The sequence below is a fragment of the Saccharothrix carnea genome, assembly GCF_003014735.1.
Lineage (GTDB): Bacteria > Actinomycetota > Actinomycetes > Mycobacteriales > Pseudonocardiaceae > Actinosynnema > Actinosynnema carneum.
In genome coordinates, this window is the sequence record NZ_PYAX01000001.1 from 223,838 (window position 1) to 239,552 (window position 15,715).

The following is a 15,715-nucleotide window of genomic DNA, read 5'->3' on the forward strand; positions in this document are numbered from 1 at the left end:
GGGTCATTCTCCCCGGTGACACCGAAATGGACGAATCCGGCACGCCCGGACGGCACCACGCGGCACCACTCAGCGTCACCAGCCGGAAGTCCTCCGGCCCCGCACCGTCCACAACGGACGTTCGTGCGCGCTCAGCCGTCCAGCAGCCGCGCCAGCACCTCGGCGGCGTCGGCCGGGGCGGGGTCGACCCGCACGACCTTGTCCCGGCCGCGCTCGCCCGCGACCACCTCGACGTCCTGCCCGCGCACGCCGAACGCCTTGGCCAGCGCCTTGCGCACGGCCTCGTTCGCCTTGCCCTCCACGGCGGGCGCCGCGACCGCGACGACCAGCGCGCCGTCACCCCACCGGCCGCCCACGGCCTCCCGCTTCGCGCCCGGCTTCACCCGGATCCCGAACCTGAACCCCTCAGGCACGGCACATCACCATGGTCAGCGTCTCCTCCAGCAGCGCGCGCCGCCCCTTGACCACGTGCGGGGTGGACGACATCAGCTGGGCCTGTCCCAGGTAGACCGAGTAGGCGAGCACGGCCCGCTGGTGCGCCACGTCGGCGTCGAACCCGAGTTGGCCGAACAGGTCCTCCATGTAGGCGATGCGGCGCTCGGTGACGCGACCCAGCACGGGCGCGACCGCCGGGTCGTCCTTGGCCGCGAGCATGGCCAGCTCCACCGCGCTGTCCTCGACGCTCTCCAGCACGGTGGCGAACAGCAGCCGCAGCTTCTCCAGCGGCCCCGGCACCGACTCGACCAGCTCGATCACGGCCTCGGTGTGCTCGCGCTCCCAGCGTTCGAGGGTGGCCTTGAGCAGGGCTTCCCGGTTGGGGAAGTGCCAGTAGGCGCTGCCCTTGGTGGCGCCGATGCGCGCCGCGAGCGGTTCCACCGCGACCGCGGCCACCCCGCCCTCCGCCAGCGCTCGCAGGGCCACCCCGGTCCAGTCGTCACGCGTCCGCCGTGCCATAGCTCCATACGCTACCGTACGGTAACGGACCATACGGTCCCGTACGGAGGTGGTGTCGATGATCAACAACGTGCACACCCGGTTGTTCCCCGACAGTGAGGGCCTGGTCGACCGGATCGTGGAGCTGTGGCCGTCCGACCGGTGGCCGCCGCTGGTGCTCGACCGGCCGCTCGGCGTCGGCGCGGACGGTGGGCACGGGTTCGTGCGCTACCGCTGCACCGACTACGTCCCGGGGCAGCGGGTCGAGTTCACGTTCGCGCGCAGCCTCGGCGTGGACGGCGGGCACGTCCTGGAAGCGGTGCCGGGCGGGCTGCGGCACACTCTGACCGGTCGGCCGCGCGGCCTGATGCGGCTGGGGTGGCCGCTGGCCGTGCGGTGGTTGCACGACGCCCTCCTGGAAGACCTGCTCGACAACGCGGCCCGTGCCGCCGGCCACCCGCCCGTTCACCCGGCCAGGTGGTCGCCGTTGGTCCGGTTGCTGCGCGCGGTGGCCCGGAGGGGTGCCCGCCAACCCGCCTGACCGGATTTCCTCCACAACCCCCGGTCTCGTCCGTCTACCGGTTACCGGGACCAGAGGGGGGAGGGTTCGTGACGCCGGAGGATCCCGACGACCACGCGGCCACCTTCAGCGACTTCTACCACCGCGAGCGCACCAGGCTGTTCCGCTTCGCGGCGGTGATGTCACCGCACCTGGACCACGAGTCCGCGGTGCAGGAGGCGTTCGTCGCCGCGTGGCGGCACTGGCCGGTGATCGCTCCCGGGTCCAGGCGTGCTTGGCTGGTGAAGACGATCCGCAACCTGCTGGTGGACCAGGCCCGTCGACGGGAGCGGCCGGGCGACCTGACCGACGAGGTGGTCGCCCGGCAGCGCGGCACGTACCGGATCCTGGTGCCCAAGCAGCGGGACGCCGAGACGTGGCACGAGCTGGTCAGCACGCTGGCGGCGGTGGTGAACCTGCCGGACCACCTGCGCACCGCGCTGGTGCTGCGGTTCTGGGACTTCGCCGACGACGAGATCGCCGACGTGCTGGGGTGCAGGCGGGCGTCCGTGCGGCGGTACGTGTCGCAGGCGCGGGCGCTGGTCAGCGAGCAGGTCGGCAACGAGGAGCGGCGGGTGCGCGGCTCCCAGCGCGGGAAGGAGACGTCATGACCGACGAGTTGGACCCCCGGCTGGACCACCTGCGCGCCGAACTGGCCGAAGCCATCCCGGAGGACCCCGGCACGGACGACCTCGGCGTGGCCGCGATCATGGCTCAGGCGTCGAGGTACGAACGGCAGGCGGCCCTGGTCGTGGCCGCGCGGTCCGGCTCACGGGAGGCGATGGACTCGCTGGTGGCCGAGCTGACCCCCTTGGTGTGGCACGTGGCCAGGGGCAACGGCCTGGACCAGGCCACCGCCGAGGACGTCGTGCAGACGGTGTGGCTGAGCCTGCTGCGCCACCTGGACCGGCTGGTCGAGCCCAGGGCCGTGGCCGGCTGGCTGATCGTCGCCACCCGCCGCGAGGCACAACGGGCCTGGCGCGACCTCAACGGCCGCCCGGCCCTGTCCACCGACTCGGCCGTCGACATGCCCGACGACCGGTGGCTCCCGGAGCCGGAAGCCCTGCGCGACGACCGTGATCGCCGGCTGTGGCGCGCCTTCAACTCCATGCCACGCCGTTGTCAGGAGCTGCTCCGGCTGACCGTCCTGGCGGGCCGCGCCGAGTACCGCGTCGTCGCCGAGACCCTCGCCATGCCACGCGGCTCGATCGGCCCCACCAGAGGCCGCTGCCTCGACCGCCTCAAGGCGCGGCTGGAGCAGGACGACGTGCGGTAGCCCGTCCGGCGAGGACGTGCTTTCCAGCACATCCTCGCCGGCTACCGGACTACCGCGTCAGGCCGATCAGACCCGGGTGACCGCCACCCGGACCTTCTGCCCGTCACCGACGACGCCTTCGGAGCCCTCGGCCACCTCGTCGTAGGAAACCGACTCGGCCAGCGTCTCCTCCCTGACGAACGCCTCGAACCGGCGCACCGCATCGTCCACGCCCGCCGGCAGCTGCAGCGTCAACGCGATCCGGTCCGACACGTCCAGCCCGGCGTCCTTGCGCGCCTGCTGCACCACGCGCACCAGGTCACGCGCGACACCCTCGGCCGCCAGCTCCTCCGTGACCACGGTGTCCAGCACGACCAGCCCACCGCTGTTCGGCAACGCCGCCGTCGCGCCCTGGTCGGTGGCGACCAGCCGCTGCTCGTACTCCTCCGGGAACAGCTCGATCCCGGCGGCCACGACGCGACCGTCCACCTCCTGCCAGTCACCGGCCTTCACGGCCTTGATGACCTTCTGCACGTCCGGCCCCAACCGCGGCCCGGCGGCACGCGCGTTGACCGCCAGCTGGAAGTGGCCGTGCGCGTCCACGTCCGTGGTCAGCTCGACCTCCTTGACGTTCACCTCGTCCCGCAGCACCTCGGTGAACGCCTCCAGCTGCGCCACGTCCGCCGCCGCGATCACCAGCTTCGCCAACGGCAACCGCACCCGCAGCTTGTTCGACTTCCGCAGCGACAACGCCGTGGACGCCACCTGCCGCACCTGGTCCATCGCGGCCACCAGCACGTCGTCCGCGGGCAGGTCGGACGCCACCGGGTAGTCGGCCAGGTGCACCGACCGGCCACCGGTCAACCCACGCCACACCGACTCGGTGGTCAGCGGCAGCAGCGGCGCGGCCACCCGGCACACGACCTCCAGCACGGTGTGCAGCGTGTCGATCGCGTCCTGGTCGCCGGACCAGAACCGGTCGCGCGAGCGCCGCACGTACCAGTTGGTCAGCACCTCCAGGAACTCCCGGATCGACGCGCACGCGCCCGAGATGTCGTACTCGTCCAGCTGCCCGGTCACCCCGGCCACCAGGTCGTGCGTCTTCGCCAGCACGTACCGGTCCAGCACGTGCTGCGACGACGTCCGCCACGTCCCCTCGACCCCGTCCGCGTTGGCGTACAGGGCCAGGAAGTACCAGGAGTTCCACAGCGGCAGCACGGCCTGCCGCACCGCGTCACGGATACCGCGCTCGGTCACCACCAGGTCGCCGCCGCGCAGGATCGGCGACGCCATGAGGAACCACCGCATGGCGTCGGACCCGTCGCGGTCGAACACCTCGTTGACGTCCGGGTAGTTCTTGCGCGACTTGGACATCTTCTGCCCGTCGTCGCCCAGCACGATCCCGTGCGCCACGCAGTTGCGGAACGCGGGCCGGTCGAACAGCGCCGTGGCCAGCACGTGCATGGTGTAGAACCAGCCGCGCGTCTGGCCGTTGTACTCGACGATGAAGTCACCCGGGTAGTGGTCCTCGAACCACTCGCGGTTCTCGAACGGGTAGTGCACCTGGGCGAACGACATCGAGCCGGACTCGAACCAGCAGTCCAGCACCTCGGGCACCCGCCGCATCACCGAGCGACCGGTCGGGTCGTCCGGGTTCGGCCTGGTCAGCCCGTCGATGACCGGCCGGTGCAGGTCGGTCGGGCGCACGCCGAAGTCGCGCTCCAGCTCGTCCAGCGAGCCGTAGACGTCCACCCGCGGGTACGCCGGGTCGTCCGACACCCAGACCGGGATCGGCGAGCCCCAGAACCGGTTGCGGGAGATGTTCCAGTCGCGGGCGTTCTCCAGCCACTTGCCGAACTGGCCGTCCTTGATGTGCTCGGGCACCCAGTTGATCTGCTGGTTCAGCTCGACCATGCGGTCCTTGAACTTCGACACCGCGACGAACCACGACGACACCGCGCGCTGGATCAGCGCGTTGTCGCACCGCCAGCAGTGCGGGTACGGGTGGTCGTAGGTCTCGTGGCGCAGCAGCAGGCCCGCTTCCTTCAGGTCGCGGATGATCGCCTTGTTCGCCTCGAAGACCTGTTGCCCCTCGTACGGCGGCACCTCGGCGGTGAACCGGCCGTGCGCGTCCACCGGCACGACGACCTCGATGCCGGCCGCGTCGGTGACGACCTTGTCCTCCTCACCGAACGCGGGCGCGATGTGCACCATGCCCGTGCCGTCCTCGGTGGTGACGTAGTCGGCGGCCAGCACCTGGTGCGCGTTCTCCCGGCCGACGAAGAAGTCGAACGGCGGCGCGTACTTGCGGCCGACCAGGTCGGCGCCCTTGCAGCGGGCCACCACCGGCGGCTCCTCGCCCAGCTCGCGGGCGTACGCGGCGACGCGCGCCTCGGCGAGCAGGTAGCGCTCGCCGTTGGCCTCGACCGTCACGTAGTCCACGTCCGGGTGCACGGCCGCGGCCAGGTTGGACGGCAGCGTCCACGGCGTCGTCGTCCACACCAGGGCCAGCTCGCCGGTCTCCAGCCGCAGGCCCACGGTCACCGCCGGGTCCTGCCGGTCCCGGTAGGTGTCGTCCATCTTGGTCTCGGTGTTGGACAGCGGCGTCTCGCAGCGCCAGCAGTACCAGAGCACCCGGAAGCCCTCGTAGACCAGACCCTTGTCCCACAGGGTCTTGAAGGCCCACATGACGCTTTCCATGTAGTCCAGGTCGAGGGTCTTGTAGTCGTTGTCGAAGTCCACCCAGCGGGCCTGCCGGGTCACGTAGTCGCGCCACTGGTCGGTGTACTGCAGCACCGACGTGCGGCAGGCCTCGTTGAACTTCTCGATGCCGAACGCCTCGATCTCGCTCTTGGACGAGAACCCGAGCTGCTTCTCGGCCTCCACCTCGGCGGGCAGGCCGTGCGTGTCCCAGCCGAACCGGCGCTCGACGTGCTCGCCGCGCATGGTCCGGTAGCGCGGGACGACGTCCTTGACGTAGCCGGTCAGCAGGTGGCCGTAGTGCGGCAGGCCGTTGGCGAACGGCGGGCCGTCGTAGAAGACGAACTCGTTGGCCCCGTTGTCCCCGGCGGGCCGTGCGTCGATCGACGCCTGGAACGTCCGGTCGGACTTCCAGAAGTCCAGCACACCCTCTTCGAGGGCGGGGAAGGACGGCTGGGAGGGAACGGAACCCTCGCCTGCCTTCGGGTAGGCCATCGTGCTGCTCCTCGCGTGCGTCCAACCGGCTCACGGGGACGACACGCCGGTCACGGCGCACCGCGGTACCACCCCGCTTGCCAGGGCGCGAAGGCACTGGCCTCTCTTCGACGGCTGTGACGGGCCGCTCCCGTCCGGTTCTACTGGGGCTCGCGCCCGTTCTTCCGGAGGCTCCCCGGTGATGGCCGGATCAACGCCGTGCTACCACCCAGGGTAGCCGAACCGCGCAACCCGCTTTCCGGGGTCACCGGGTCCAGCCGCCCGCCGGGTCAGTCCGTCGAGGTCGCCGACCGGTCAGCGGTCCGCTTGCGCGCCGCGAGGCCGGCGTCCGGGCGGCAGACCGCGCACGGCGTGAAGCCGAGCCGGCGCGCCTCGTCGACCGGCAGGCCGAGCGACGACCGGGAGCCGAGCCAGGAGCACTCGGCGAGGTGGTAGCGGGGACGTTCGTCCAGCACCCGCACCTCGTCCGTGAGTTCGCTCACGATCAAGGCGTCGGCCGCGTCCGCGTCCTCCTCGCCAGGTTCGAGATGTGCCTGATCGGGTGGACTTTCCGGAGGTTCGTCCTCGGCACCCTCCGGCACGGCCGGTTGATCACCACCGCTAACCTGGTGATCAACAACTGCGGCGCCGGCAGCCCGGGGGCCCGACCGGCGGCGGAGCCACCAGTCGAGCACCAGGACCACGGCAGCAGCCCCGCTCGCACCCACGGACAACCAGGCCCAGTGCGTCTGGGCGCTGGTCAGCGCGGGCACGAGCAACCCCAGGGCTGCCAGCACCAACAGCAGGACTATGTACAGCACGTCCAGCAGACTAGATCAGCAACGCCGATCAGCCGGCTTCGGCGCGCGCCCCGAACGAGTACCCGCCCTGCTGACGACCGTCGGACGGCGCGGCCGGGCCGCGGTCCTGCAGGTCGCGCAGCGACGACTCGAGCATGGTCTTGAGCCGGGTGCGGTACTCGCGCTCGAAGGTCTGCAGCTTGTCGATCTGCTTCTCGAGCGTGTTCTTCTCCTGGGTGATGTTGCCCATCACCTCGGCGTGCTTGCGCTGCGCGTCGCGGTCGAGCGCGCTGGCCTTCTCACGGGCCTGCCGCTCCAGCGTCTCGGCGCGGGTCCGCGCGTCGTTGAGCATGGTCTCGGCACGCGTGCGCGCCTCGTTGACCATGGTGTCGGCCTTGGATCGCGCCTCGGACAACAGCTGCTCGGACTTGGTCCGGGCCTCGGACAGCATCCCGTCCGCCTCGGCCTTGGCCTCGCCGGTGAGCCGGTCGGCCATCTCCTGGGCCAGGCCGAGCACCTTGGCGGCCTGCACGTGGTGGTCACCACCACCGCCGGGCGAGGTCTGCTCCAGCGCCGAAGGGGGCGGCACCGGTGCGAGCCTGCGGGGCTCGTCCACGACGCGGCTCGGGCCGACGCCTGCGGCAACCTTCGCCCGGGCGTCTTCGAGGTCGGCACGCGCGGTCTCGACCTGCTGGTCGAGCTGCTCGACCTGCTGGCGCAGGTCGTTGTTCTCCTCGATCAGGCGGGCCAGTTCGCCCTCAACCAGGTCGAGGAACGCGTCCACCTCGTCCTCGTTGTAGCCCCGCTTGCCAATCGGCGGCTTGCTGAACGCGACGTTGTGCACGTCCGCGGGGGTCAACGGCATCAGATCACCTCACGCACTCCTGGGCTGTGGAGATCCCTGGACCCTGTCCCCTCACAACGGCCTGGGATCGGCTACTCGCATCAGAATGATAACGACCAGCAACAGCACAATAATGGACAAGTCCAGTCCGATGCCCCCGATCCGCACGGTCGGGATGATCCGACGCAGCAAGCGGACCGGAGGATCGGTCACGGTGTAGACGGTCTCAAGCGCCACCGCCACGCCGCCCGCAGGTCGCCATCCCCTGGCGAAACTACGGACGAGCTCCACGACGACACGCGCCGTGAGCAGCAGCCAGAACGAGAACAACACGTAGTAGACCACGAGCCAGAGGGCATCCACATGCTCAACTGTGCCACCACTCAGCCCTGGTTGAGGAACCCACCCTCAGCGAGTCGCCTGCGGTCCTCCGCCGTCACGTCGATGTTCGGGGGTGAGAGAAGGAACACCTTGTTGGTGACCTTGTCGATCGAGCCCCGCAGCGCGAAGGCCAGACCGGCCGCGAAGTCGACCAGCCGCTTGGCGTCCGCGTCGTTCATGTCGGTGAGGTTCATGATCACCGGCGTGCCGTCGCGGTAGTGCTCGCCGATGGTCCGCGCCTCGTTGTAGCTGCGCGGGTGCAGCGTGGTGATGCGGCCCAGCGGCTGGCTCGCCGGCTCCGGGGCGGGCCGCAGCCTGCCCACCGGCTCGCGCTGCGGCTCCACGGCCAGCGCGCCGTGGGTTTCCGGGCTCCACGGCCGGCGCGGGCGTGCGCCGCGCTCCGGCTCGTAGTCGTCCGAGTCGTCCAGCTCGGCGCGGTAGCCGTTCGGGGAACGGCGACGCGGGGTGCGCTGCTCCGGGTACGGCTCGTAGTCGTCCGAGTCGGCGTAGTCGGACCGGTAGTCCGGGTAGCGCCGGTCGTCGTCGTAGGCCGCGGGGTCGTCGGCGTACTCGGCGGGAACCATCCCGAAGTAGGCCTTCAGCTTGTGAAACCCGCTCATGGCTCGAGCCCTTCCTCCGCCGAGATCCCTACTCGCAAGGACGTCGCGGCCGTCCCAGAGGTTCCAGACAGTTACGGCGAGGCTAGTCTCCGGCTGCCCAGCAACGCTGTTCCGACACGCACGCACGTGGATCCGTGCGCGATCGCATCCTCCAGGTCACCGCTCATCCCCGCCGAGATCACGGTGGCATCGGGATGATCGACCCGCAAGCGGGTTACCGCTTCGTATAGAGCGGCAAACGCCTGCTGTGGAGACATCCCGAGGGGTGCGACGGTCATCACACCACGAAAAATAAGTTCACTCGAACGTGCTACGTGATCGGCGAGTCGCGGAAGGTCACCGATCGGGTGGCCGCCGCGGGCCTCGTCGCCGTCGATGCTGACCTGGATCAGCACCTCGGTCGGTTCGGCGGCGGCCTTGGCGACGGCGTCGGCGAGCCGGATCGAGTCGACCGTGTCGATCCGGTCGGCCCAGCGGAGGACCGACTTGGCCTTGTTGCGCTGGAGCGAGCCGACCATGTGCCACTTGGCCGCGGCGCCCGGGCGCAGTTCGGCGAACTCGGCGGTCTTGCGGTTCGCCTCCTGGTCGCGGTTCTCGGCGAAGGCGGTGAGCCCGAGGTCGCTCAGGATCGCCACGTCCTCGGCCGGGAACGTCTTGGTGACGGCCAGCAACTCGACCTCATCGGGTGACCTCCCGACTGCCGCGCAGGCCTTGGCGATGCGGTCCTTGACCTCGGCCAGCGACAGCGCCAGCTCTTCGCGCCGGTTCACGGTTCCATCCAGATGACACCCGCGAGCCGCCCCGTCCCGGGGTCTCGGCGGTGGCTGAACAGGGACTTCTCCTCGACCGTGCAGCGGGGGTCGACGCCGATCCGGCCGACGCCCGCGTCGGCGAGCTGCTGCCAGAGGCCGGCGCGCAGGTCGAGGGCGGGCTTGCCGGACCGGGTCTTGGCCGCGCTGCCGGGGAGGTGCTTCTCGACGTCGTCGCGCATCGCGGCGGGGACCTCGTAGCACTGGCCGCAGACGGCCGGGCCGAGCAGCACCTCGGTCCGTTGCTTCTCGGCGCCCAGCTCGACCATGCGGTCCAGGGTCGCCGGGAGCACGCCGACGCGGGCACCGACCCGTCCGGCGTGCACGGCGGCGATCACACCGGCCTCGGGGTCGCCGAGCAGCACCGGCACGCAGTCGGCCGTCAGCACCACCAGGCCCAGCCGTTCCTGCCTCGTCACCACGGCGTCCGTGGCCTCCAGCGGCTCGTCCACCGGCCCGTCCACGACCGCGACCGTGCGGCCGTGCACCTGTTCCATCCAGACCAGCCGTTCGGGTTCGAGCCCGATCCCCTCGGCGAGCCGCTTCCGGTTGGCCTCGACGGCGGCCGGGTCGTCACCGACGTGGTCGGCCAGGTTGAAGGAGTCGTAGGGAGCTTTCGACACGCCGCCTTCGCGGGTGGTCAGGACACGACGGATGCGCACCCCCCAAGCTTCCCAGACCCGAGAGTCCAACGTTCAAGCCTCGAGAGTCCAACGCTCAGCACGCGCGTGTCCTACGTTCGGAACGCCCGTGTCCTACGTTCGGAACACCTGAATTCAACGTTCAGGACCCCCGGGCTCGACCCTCGGACCCGACTGGGCGGCTCTGAGTGTTGAACTCGGGGGTCCTGAACGTAGGACACGCGCGCTGTGAGCGTTGGACTCTCGCGCGGTGAGCGTTGGACTCTCGCGCGGTGAGCGTTGGACTCTCGCGGTCAGCGGCGCATGAACGGGGGGACGTCGACCTCGTCGTCGGGGTCGTCGGTCACCGGGACGGCCCGGTTCGGCAGCGAGCCGCCGGTGTTGCCCGGCACGCCCGGCGACAGCGACCTCGGCATGGCCGGCTGCGGCGTGCTGTAGGGCGACGGCTGGCCGTTGCCCTGCCCGGACTGCGACTGCTGCGGCACGGTCGGCCGCGGCGGGACGACCGGCTGCTCCACCTGCTGCACGGGCTGAGGCTGCGGCTGGGGCTGCTGTTGGACCTGCTGGACCTGCTGCACCGGTTGGGGCTGCGGGTTGTGGTTCACCTGACCCGCCGTGGCCGAGGCCACGGCGGTGCCGCGCGGCGGGCTGGACAGAGCCTGCGGCTCCAGCTTCTTGTGCGTCGGCCCGCCACTGTCAAAACCCGCCGCGATCACCGTGACCCGGACCTCGTCGCCGAGCGAGTCGTCGATGACCGTACCGAAGATGATGTTCGCGTCGGGGTGCGCCGCCTCCTGCACCAGCGAGGCGGACTCGTTGATCTCGAACAACCCGAGGTCGCTGCCACCGGCGATCGAGAGCAGCACGCCGTGCGCGCCCTCCATCGACGCTTCCAGCAACGGCGAGTTGATGGCCTTCTGGGCGGCCTGGACCGCCCGGCCCTCACCGCGCGCCGAGCCGATGCCCATCAACGCGCTGCCCGCGCCGGACATGACGGACTTCACGTCGGCGAAGTCGAGGTTGATCAGACCGGGCGTGGTGATCAGGTCGGTGATGCCCTGGACACCGGACAGCAGCACCTCGTCCGCGGAGCGGAACGCGTCCATCAGCGAGACGCCGATGTCGCCGAGCTGCAGCAGCCGGTCGTTCGGGATCACGATGAGGGTGTCGCACTCGTTGCGCAGCGCCTGGATGCCCTCTTCGGCCTGCTTGGCGCGGCGCTTGCCCTCGAACGAGAACGGCCGCGTGACCACGCCGATGGTCAACGCGCCGAGCTTGCGGGCGATCGAGGCGACCACGGGCGCGCCACCGGTGCCCGTGCCACCGCCCTCGCCCGCGGTCACGAACACCATGTCCGCGCCCTTGAGGACTTCTTCGATCTCTTCGCGGTGGTCTTCGGCGGCCTTGTGGCCGACTTCGGGGTTGGCGCCTGCACCGAGGCCGCGGGTGAGTTCGCGGCCGATGTCGAGCTTCACGTCGGCATCCGACATGAGCAGCGCCTGGGCGTCGGTGTTCACCGCGATGAACTCGACGCCCTTGAGCCCGACCTCGATCATGCGGTTGACGGCGTTGACACCGCCACCGCCGATGCCGACGACCTTTATCACCGCGAGGTAGTTGTGCGGGGGCGTCATCGGTCCGCCTTCCTGATCGTGTCCGTGCTCATGTGCTGGAGTGGATGACCACCGGTGTCACAGCCCGGACGGATCTCCACCCGGATTGAAACTCTCAACCAGAGGTTCAGAGTTATGTCAACCCCGTATGTTCCTGCTGAACGTTATGCACCACGTATGCCTCGGTCTAGCAGCCACGCCGTGTTGTGTCCTGACCGGGTGAGTGGTCTCTACTCGCCGGTCACCCCGTCGAGCAGTTCCCGCACCACGTCCAGGTGCCCCGCGTGCCGACCCGTTTCCTCGATCATGTGGATCAGCACCCAGCGCACGGAAAGGCGCTTGTCCCCGCGGAACACCACCTCGTGGTCGAGGTCGAGGCCCGCGACGAGTTCCCGACTCACCGTGCACTGCTCAGCGTAGTCGGCGATCAATCCCGAGATCGTCTCGCCCGGCTCGACGCGCCAATCGGCGTCCGGGTCCTCACGCGTGTAGGGCGCGCGCGACGGCCGTCCGGCCAACGCCACCTCGAACCAGTAGTGCTCGACCCAACGCAGGTGCTTGACGATGCCCGCAGCCGTGTTGAGCTGCGACGGGAGCACCGATCGCGCCGCGTCGGCGTCGCTCAGCCCGGCGCACTTGAACTCGATCGTCCCGCGCAGGAAGTCCAGGAACCCGCACAGCAGGGTGCGCTCGTCACCGGTGTACGGGAGCTCGATCCGGTTGTCCACCGGCGTCTGGGTCATTCCCGAAGTATCACCGCACGACCGGACGCGGACGATCGACTTCCGCGGATACACCGTGTGGCGGTGTTCACCGCGTCCCCGGGTTTACGACACGGTGGGCAACTCAGGGCTGGACACGTCGAACACGGTGCCCTTGCGGGTCAGCAGGACCGCCAGCACGGCGGCCTTGCGCGACGTGTCGGCGGAGGAGCCCCAACGGGCCTCGCGGCCGGCGGTCAGGGCCAGCCGCACGTCCGACGGCGAGTCCGCGGTGACGCTCAGCACGTCCCGGCGCAACGACTCGGGTACCTGGGTTAGCACGGCCACCGCGGCACCGAGCGCGTCCGGCGACACCTTCAGCTCCGGCAGCCCGTCCGGCGGCTGCACGACGGTCGCGTAGTCCTTGCCGGTCGCGTCGACCAGGTGCACGCCCTCGGGCGCGTTGATCACCGCTACGGGGTCCCGCTCGTCCACGGTGAGCCGCACGGTGCCGGGCACGACCCGCTCCACCTCGACCCCGGCGACGCGCGGCAGCTCGCGGACCCGGGCGGCGACCGCGTCGACGTCCAACCGCACCAACGGCGTGCCGGGCTCGATCGCGGCGGCGGTGCGGACCTCGTCGCCGGTCAGGTCGGCGATGCCGTGCACCTCGACCTGGCGGACGCCGAGCGCCGGCGTGAACCAGACCGTGCACACGACGACGGTCACCACGAGCATGGCGAGGATCGTGCCGACCCGGCGGCGGACCACCTTGCGCCGGTGCAGGTCGGCCCGCGAGGGACGGCGGGACGGACGGCGACGCGCCGCCGGACGGGAGCCGGGGTTGCCCGCGCCCGGACGACGGCGCGCCGCCTGCGTGCTCATGCCCGGTCCAGCTCCCCGACGATCTCCGGCCCGATCATGGTCACGTCACCCGCGCCCATGGTCACCACCAGGTCGCCTTCGGTGACCATGCTCGCCACCAGCGCGGGCACCCGGTCGAACGACGGCTCGTAGACCACCTTGCCGACGTCCAGCGACACCAGGCCCGAGACCAGCGCGCCGGTGACGCCGGGCTCCGGTTCCTCGCGCGCGCCGTAGACGTCGAGCACGACGACCGCGTCGGCCGTGCTCAGCGCGGCGGCGAACTCCTCGGCGAACAGGCGGGTCCGCGAGTACAGGTGCGGCTGGAACACCACGACCAGCTTGCCGTCGCCGGCGACCGGGCGCGCGGCGGCGATCTGGGCGGCGACCTCGGTGGGGTGGTGCGCGTAGTCGTCGTAGACCCGCACGCCCCTGGCCTGGCCCTTGAACTCGAACCGCCGGCGGACGCCGCCGAACGCGGCCAGGCCGATCAGCACGCCCTGGCGGTCCGCGCCCAGTTCCAGTGCGGCGACGAGGGCGGCGATGGCGTTGGCCGCCATGTGCTCACCCGGCACGGCCACGCGCACGTGGAGCACCTCGCCGTCCAGCTCGACCTCGGCCACGCCGCCGGAGTCGGCCGGCCGGTAGTCGATCATGCGGACCGAGCCGGGACCGGTGGCCGTGCGGCCGTAGGTGCGGACCCTGATGCCGAGCTTCTCGGCCCGTTCCGCCAGCGCCGCCGAGCCGGGGTCGTCCGCGCACGCGATCAGCACGCCCTCGGGCTGGATGCGCTCCAGGAACGAGTCGAACACCGCCACGTACGCCTCGACGGTGCCGTGGTGGTCGAGGTGGTCGGCCTCGACGTTGGTCACGACCGCGACCGAGGGCGAGAAGTGGAGGAACGAACCGTCGCTCTCGTCGGCCTCGGCGACGAACACCCCGCCGGTGCCCTGGTGGGCGTTCGCACCGGACTCGTTGAGGTCACCGCCGATCGCGAACGACGGATCCATCCTGCAATGTTGCAGAGCGACCGTGAGCATGGAGGTGGTGGACGTCTTGCCGTGCGTACCGGCGACGCACGCCACCCGGTGGTCCAGCATCAACGCGGCCAGCGCCTCGGCCCGCCGCAGCACGACCGTGCCGCGGGCGCGGGCCTCCACCAGCTCCGGGTTGTCCTCGCGGATCGCGGTGGACACCACGACCACCGTGGGTCCGCCGGGCAGCTGGTCGAGGTTCGCGCCGGCGTGGCCGACCGCGATCGCCGCGCCCTGCGCCCGCAGCGCGAGCACGGTGCGCGAGTCCTTGGCGTCCGAGCCGGACACCTGCGCGCCGCGGGCCAGGAGGATGCGGGCGATACCGCTCATGCCCGCGCCGCCGATGCCGACGAGGTGCACGCGGTCCAGGACGTCGCTCACTTCTTGATCACCTCGAGCACCATGCGGGCCAGCACCTCGTCGGCCTCGCGGTGGCCGGTGCTCAGCGTGGCCGTGGTCATCGCGGCCAGCCGGTTGCGGTCGGACACCAGCGGGACGACGTTCGCCGAGATCCACTCCGGCGTCAGCTGCTCGTCCGGCACCAGCAGGCCGCCGCCCGCGGCGACCACGGGACCGGCGTTGAGCGACTGCTCGCCGTTGCCGATGGGCAGCGGCACGAACACCGCGGGCAGGCCCACGGCCGACACCTCGGCCACCGTCATCGCGCCGGACCGGCACAGCACCGCGTCCGCCGCCGCGTAGGCGAGGTCCATCCGGTCCAGGTACGGCACCGGCACGTATGGCGCCGCACCCGGCACGGACTGCACGGCGACGGTGTTCTTGGGCCCGTGCGCGTGCAGCACCGCGATGCCCGCCTGGGCGAACGCGGGCGCGGCGGCGGACACCGCGTTGTTGATCGACCGGGCGCCCTGCGAGCCGCCGAACACCAGCAGCGTCGGCGCGGTCGGGTGCAGGCCGAAGTGGGCGCGGGCCTGCTGGCGCAGTTCCGCGCGCTTGAGGGAGGTGATCGAGTAGCGCAGCGGGATGCCGATGATCTCGGCGTCGGTCAAGCCCGAGTCGGGCACGGCGGCGGCGACCCGTTCGGCGAACTTCGCGCCGACCTTGTTGGCCAGGCCCGCTTTGGCGTTGGCCTCGTGCACGACGATCGGCACCCGGCCGCGGGCGGCGAGGTACGCGGGCAGCGCGACGTAGCCGCCGAAGCCGACCACGACGTCCGCGCGGACCCGTTCCAGCACCTCACGCGTGTGCTTGACGGCGCCGCGCACCCGCAGCGGCAGCTTGAGCAGGTCGGCCGTGGGCTTGCGCGGCATGGGCACCGGCGGGATCAGCTCCAGCTGGTAGCCGCGGGCGGGCACGAGTCTGTTCTCCAGACCGCGTTCCGTGCCGAGCGCGACGACCCGCGCGTCGGGCCGGAGCCGCATGACCGCGTCGGCCAGGGCCAGGGCTGGCTCGATGTGCCCGGCGGTGCCGCCTCCGGCGACCACCACGCACGGTCCGGCCTGCTGGGGAACCCCGGTCACGCACTT

The 15,715-nt window shown here is 71.0% G+C and carries 17 protein-coding genes; 3 read left to right on the forward strand and 14 right to left on the reverse strand.

Features of this window, described 5'->3' with window-relative positions:
* Positions 1–131 precede the first annotated feature (131 nt).
* Complete coding sequence (locus B0I31_RS01065; protein ID WP_106613399.1) at positions 132–413, reverse strand: DUF167 domain-containing protein; 282 nt, start codon at positions 411–413, stop codon at positions 132–134.
* Positions 406–954 carry a TetR/AcrR family transcriptional regulator gene (locus B0I31_RS01070; protein ID WP_106613400.1) on the reverse strand — a complete coding sequence of 183 codons (549 nt, stop codon included), beginning with the start codon at positions 952–954 and terminating at the stop codon, positions 406–408. Before B0I31_RS01070 ends, B0I31_RS01065 begins: the two co-directional genes overlap by 8 nt.
* Before the next feature lie 58 nt (positions 955–1,012).
* Between B0I31_RS01070 and B0I31_RS01075 the strand changes: the two genes are divergently transcribed.
* From B0I31_RS01075 to B0I31_RS01085, 3 genes are all read left to right on the forward strand, one after another.
* On the forward strand, positions 1,013–1,474 hold the full coding sequence (locus B0I31_RS01075; protein ID WP_106613961.1) for a hypothetical protein: 462 nt from the start codon (positions 1,013–1,015) through the stop codon (positions 1,472–1,474).
* A gap of 68 nt (positions 1,475–1,542) precedes the next feature.
* Positions 1,543–2,103: an RNA polymerase sigma factor gene (locus tag B0I31_RS01080; protein ID WP_106613401.1), complete on the forward strand. Its 561-nt coding sequence runs from the start codon at positions 1,543–1,545 to the stop codon at positions 2,101–2,103.
* Entirely contained in the window at positions 2,100–2,768 is a 669-nt protein-coding gene (locus B0I31_RS01085) for an RNA polymerase sigma factor (RefSeq protein ID WP_425444336.1), read from the forward strand. Before B0I31_RS01080 ends, B0I31_RS01085 begins: the two co-directional genes overlap by 4 nt.
* Positions 2,769–2,834: 66 nt before the next feature.
* On the opposite strand, the gene ileS is transcribed toward B0I31_RS01085, so the two are convergent.
* The 12 genes from ileS to murG all read right to left on the reverse strand — a co-directional run bounded on the left by ileS (position 2,835) and on the right by murG (position 15,709).
* Positions 2,835–5,942, reverse strand: coding sequence for an isoleucine--tRNA ligase (gene ileS, locus B0I31_RS01090; protein ID WP_106613402.1), 3,108 nt, complete (start codon positions 5,940–5,942; stop codon positions 2,835–2,837).
* Between the two features lie 269 nt (positions 5,943–6,211).
* On the reverse strand, positions 6,212–6,742 hold the full coding sequence (locus B0I31_RS01095; protein WP_106613403.1) for a hypothetical protein: 531 nt from the start codon (positions 6,740–6,742) through the stop codon (positions 6,212–6,214).
* A 28-nt stretch (positions 6,743–6,770) separates the two neighbouring features.
* Positions 6,771–7,586 (reverse strand): DivIVA-like cell division protein Wag31, encoded by an 816-nt coding sequence (wag31, locus tag B0I31_RS01100; protein WP_106613404.1) that lies wholly within the window; start codon positions 7,584–7,586, stop codon positions 6,771–6,773.
* 51 nt (positions 7,587–7,637) lie between these two features.
* Positions 7,638–7,928: a YggT family protein gene (locus tag B0I31_RS01105; protein ID WP_053715531.1), complete on the reverse strand. Its 291-nt coding sequence runs from the start codon at positions 7,926–7,928 to the stop codon at positions 7,638–7,640.
* A 20-nt stretch (positions 7,929–7,948) separates the two neighbouring features.
* A complete protein-coding gene (locus B0I31_RS01110) occupies positions 7,949–8,566 on the reverse strand; it encodes a cell division protein SepF (RefSeq protein WP_106613405.1) in 618 nt (205 codons plus the stop codon).
* A 71-nt stretch (positions 8,567–8,637) separates the two neighbouring features.
* Positions 8,638–9,336, reverse strand: a complete 699-nt coding sequence (locus B0I31_RS01115) for a YggS family pyridoxal phosphate-dependent enzyme (protein WP_106613406.1) — start codon at positions 9,334–9,336, stop codon at positions 8,638–8,640.
* The gene (gene pgeF, locus B0I31_RS01120) at positions 9,333–10,037 is read right to left on the reverse strand and encodes a peptidoglycan editing factor PgeF (RefSeq protein WP_106613407.1); all 705 of its coding nucleotides are present in this window, start codon (positions 10,035–10,037) and stop codon (positions 9,333–9,335) included. Before pgeF ends, B0I31_RS01115 begins: the two co-directional genes overlap by 4 nt.
* A gap of 272 nt (positions 10,038–10,309) precedes the next feature.
* Positions 10,310–11,650 (reverse strand): cell division protein FtsZ, encoded by a 1,341-nt coding sequence (gene ftsZ, locus B0I31_RS01125; protein WP_106613408.1) that lies wholly within the window; start codon positions 11,648–11,650, stop codon positions 10,310–10,312.
* A 209-nt stretch (positions 11,651–11,859) separates the two neighbouring features.
* The gene (locus tag B0I31_RS01130) at positions 11,860–12,372 is read right to left on the reverse strand and encodes a DinB family protein (protein WP_106613409.1); all 513 of its coding nucleotides are present in this window, start codon (positions 12,370–12,372) and stop codon (positions 11,860–11,862) included.
* Positions 12,373–12,456: 84 nt separating this feature from the next.
* Positions 12,457–13,215, reverse strand: coding sequence for a cell division protein FtsQ/DivIB (locus B0I31_RS01135; protein ID WP_106613410.1), 759 nt, complete (start codon positions 13,213–13,215; stop codon positions 12,457–12,459).
* Entirely contained in the window at positions 13,212–14,609 is a 1,398-nt protein-coding gene (gene murC, locus B0I31_RS01140) for a UDP-N-acetylmuramate--L-alanine ligase (protein ID WP_106613411.1), read from the reverse strand. The genes B0I31_RS01135 and murC overlap by 4 nt, the downstream gene beginning before the upstream one ends.
* Positions 14,606–15,709 (reverse strand): undecaprenyldiphospho-muramoylpentapeptide beta-N-acetylglucosaminyltransferase, encoded by a 1,104-nt coding sequence (gene murG / locus B0I31_RS01145; RefSeq protein ID WP_245949575.1) that lies wholly within the window; start codon positions 15,707–15,709, stop codon positions 14,606–14,608. Before murG ends, murC begins: the two co-directional genes overlap by 4 nt.
* Positions 15,710–15,715 lie beyond the last annotated feature (6 nt).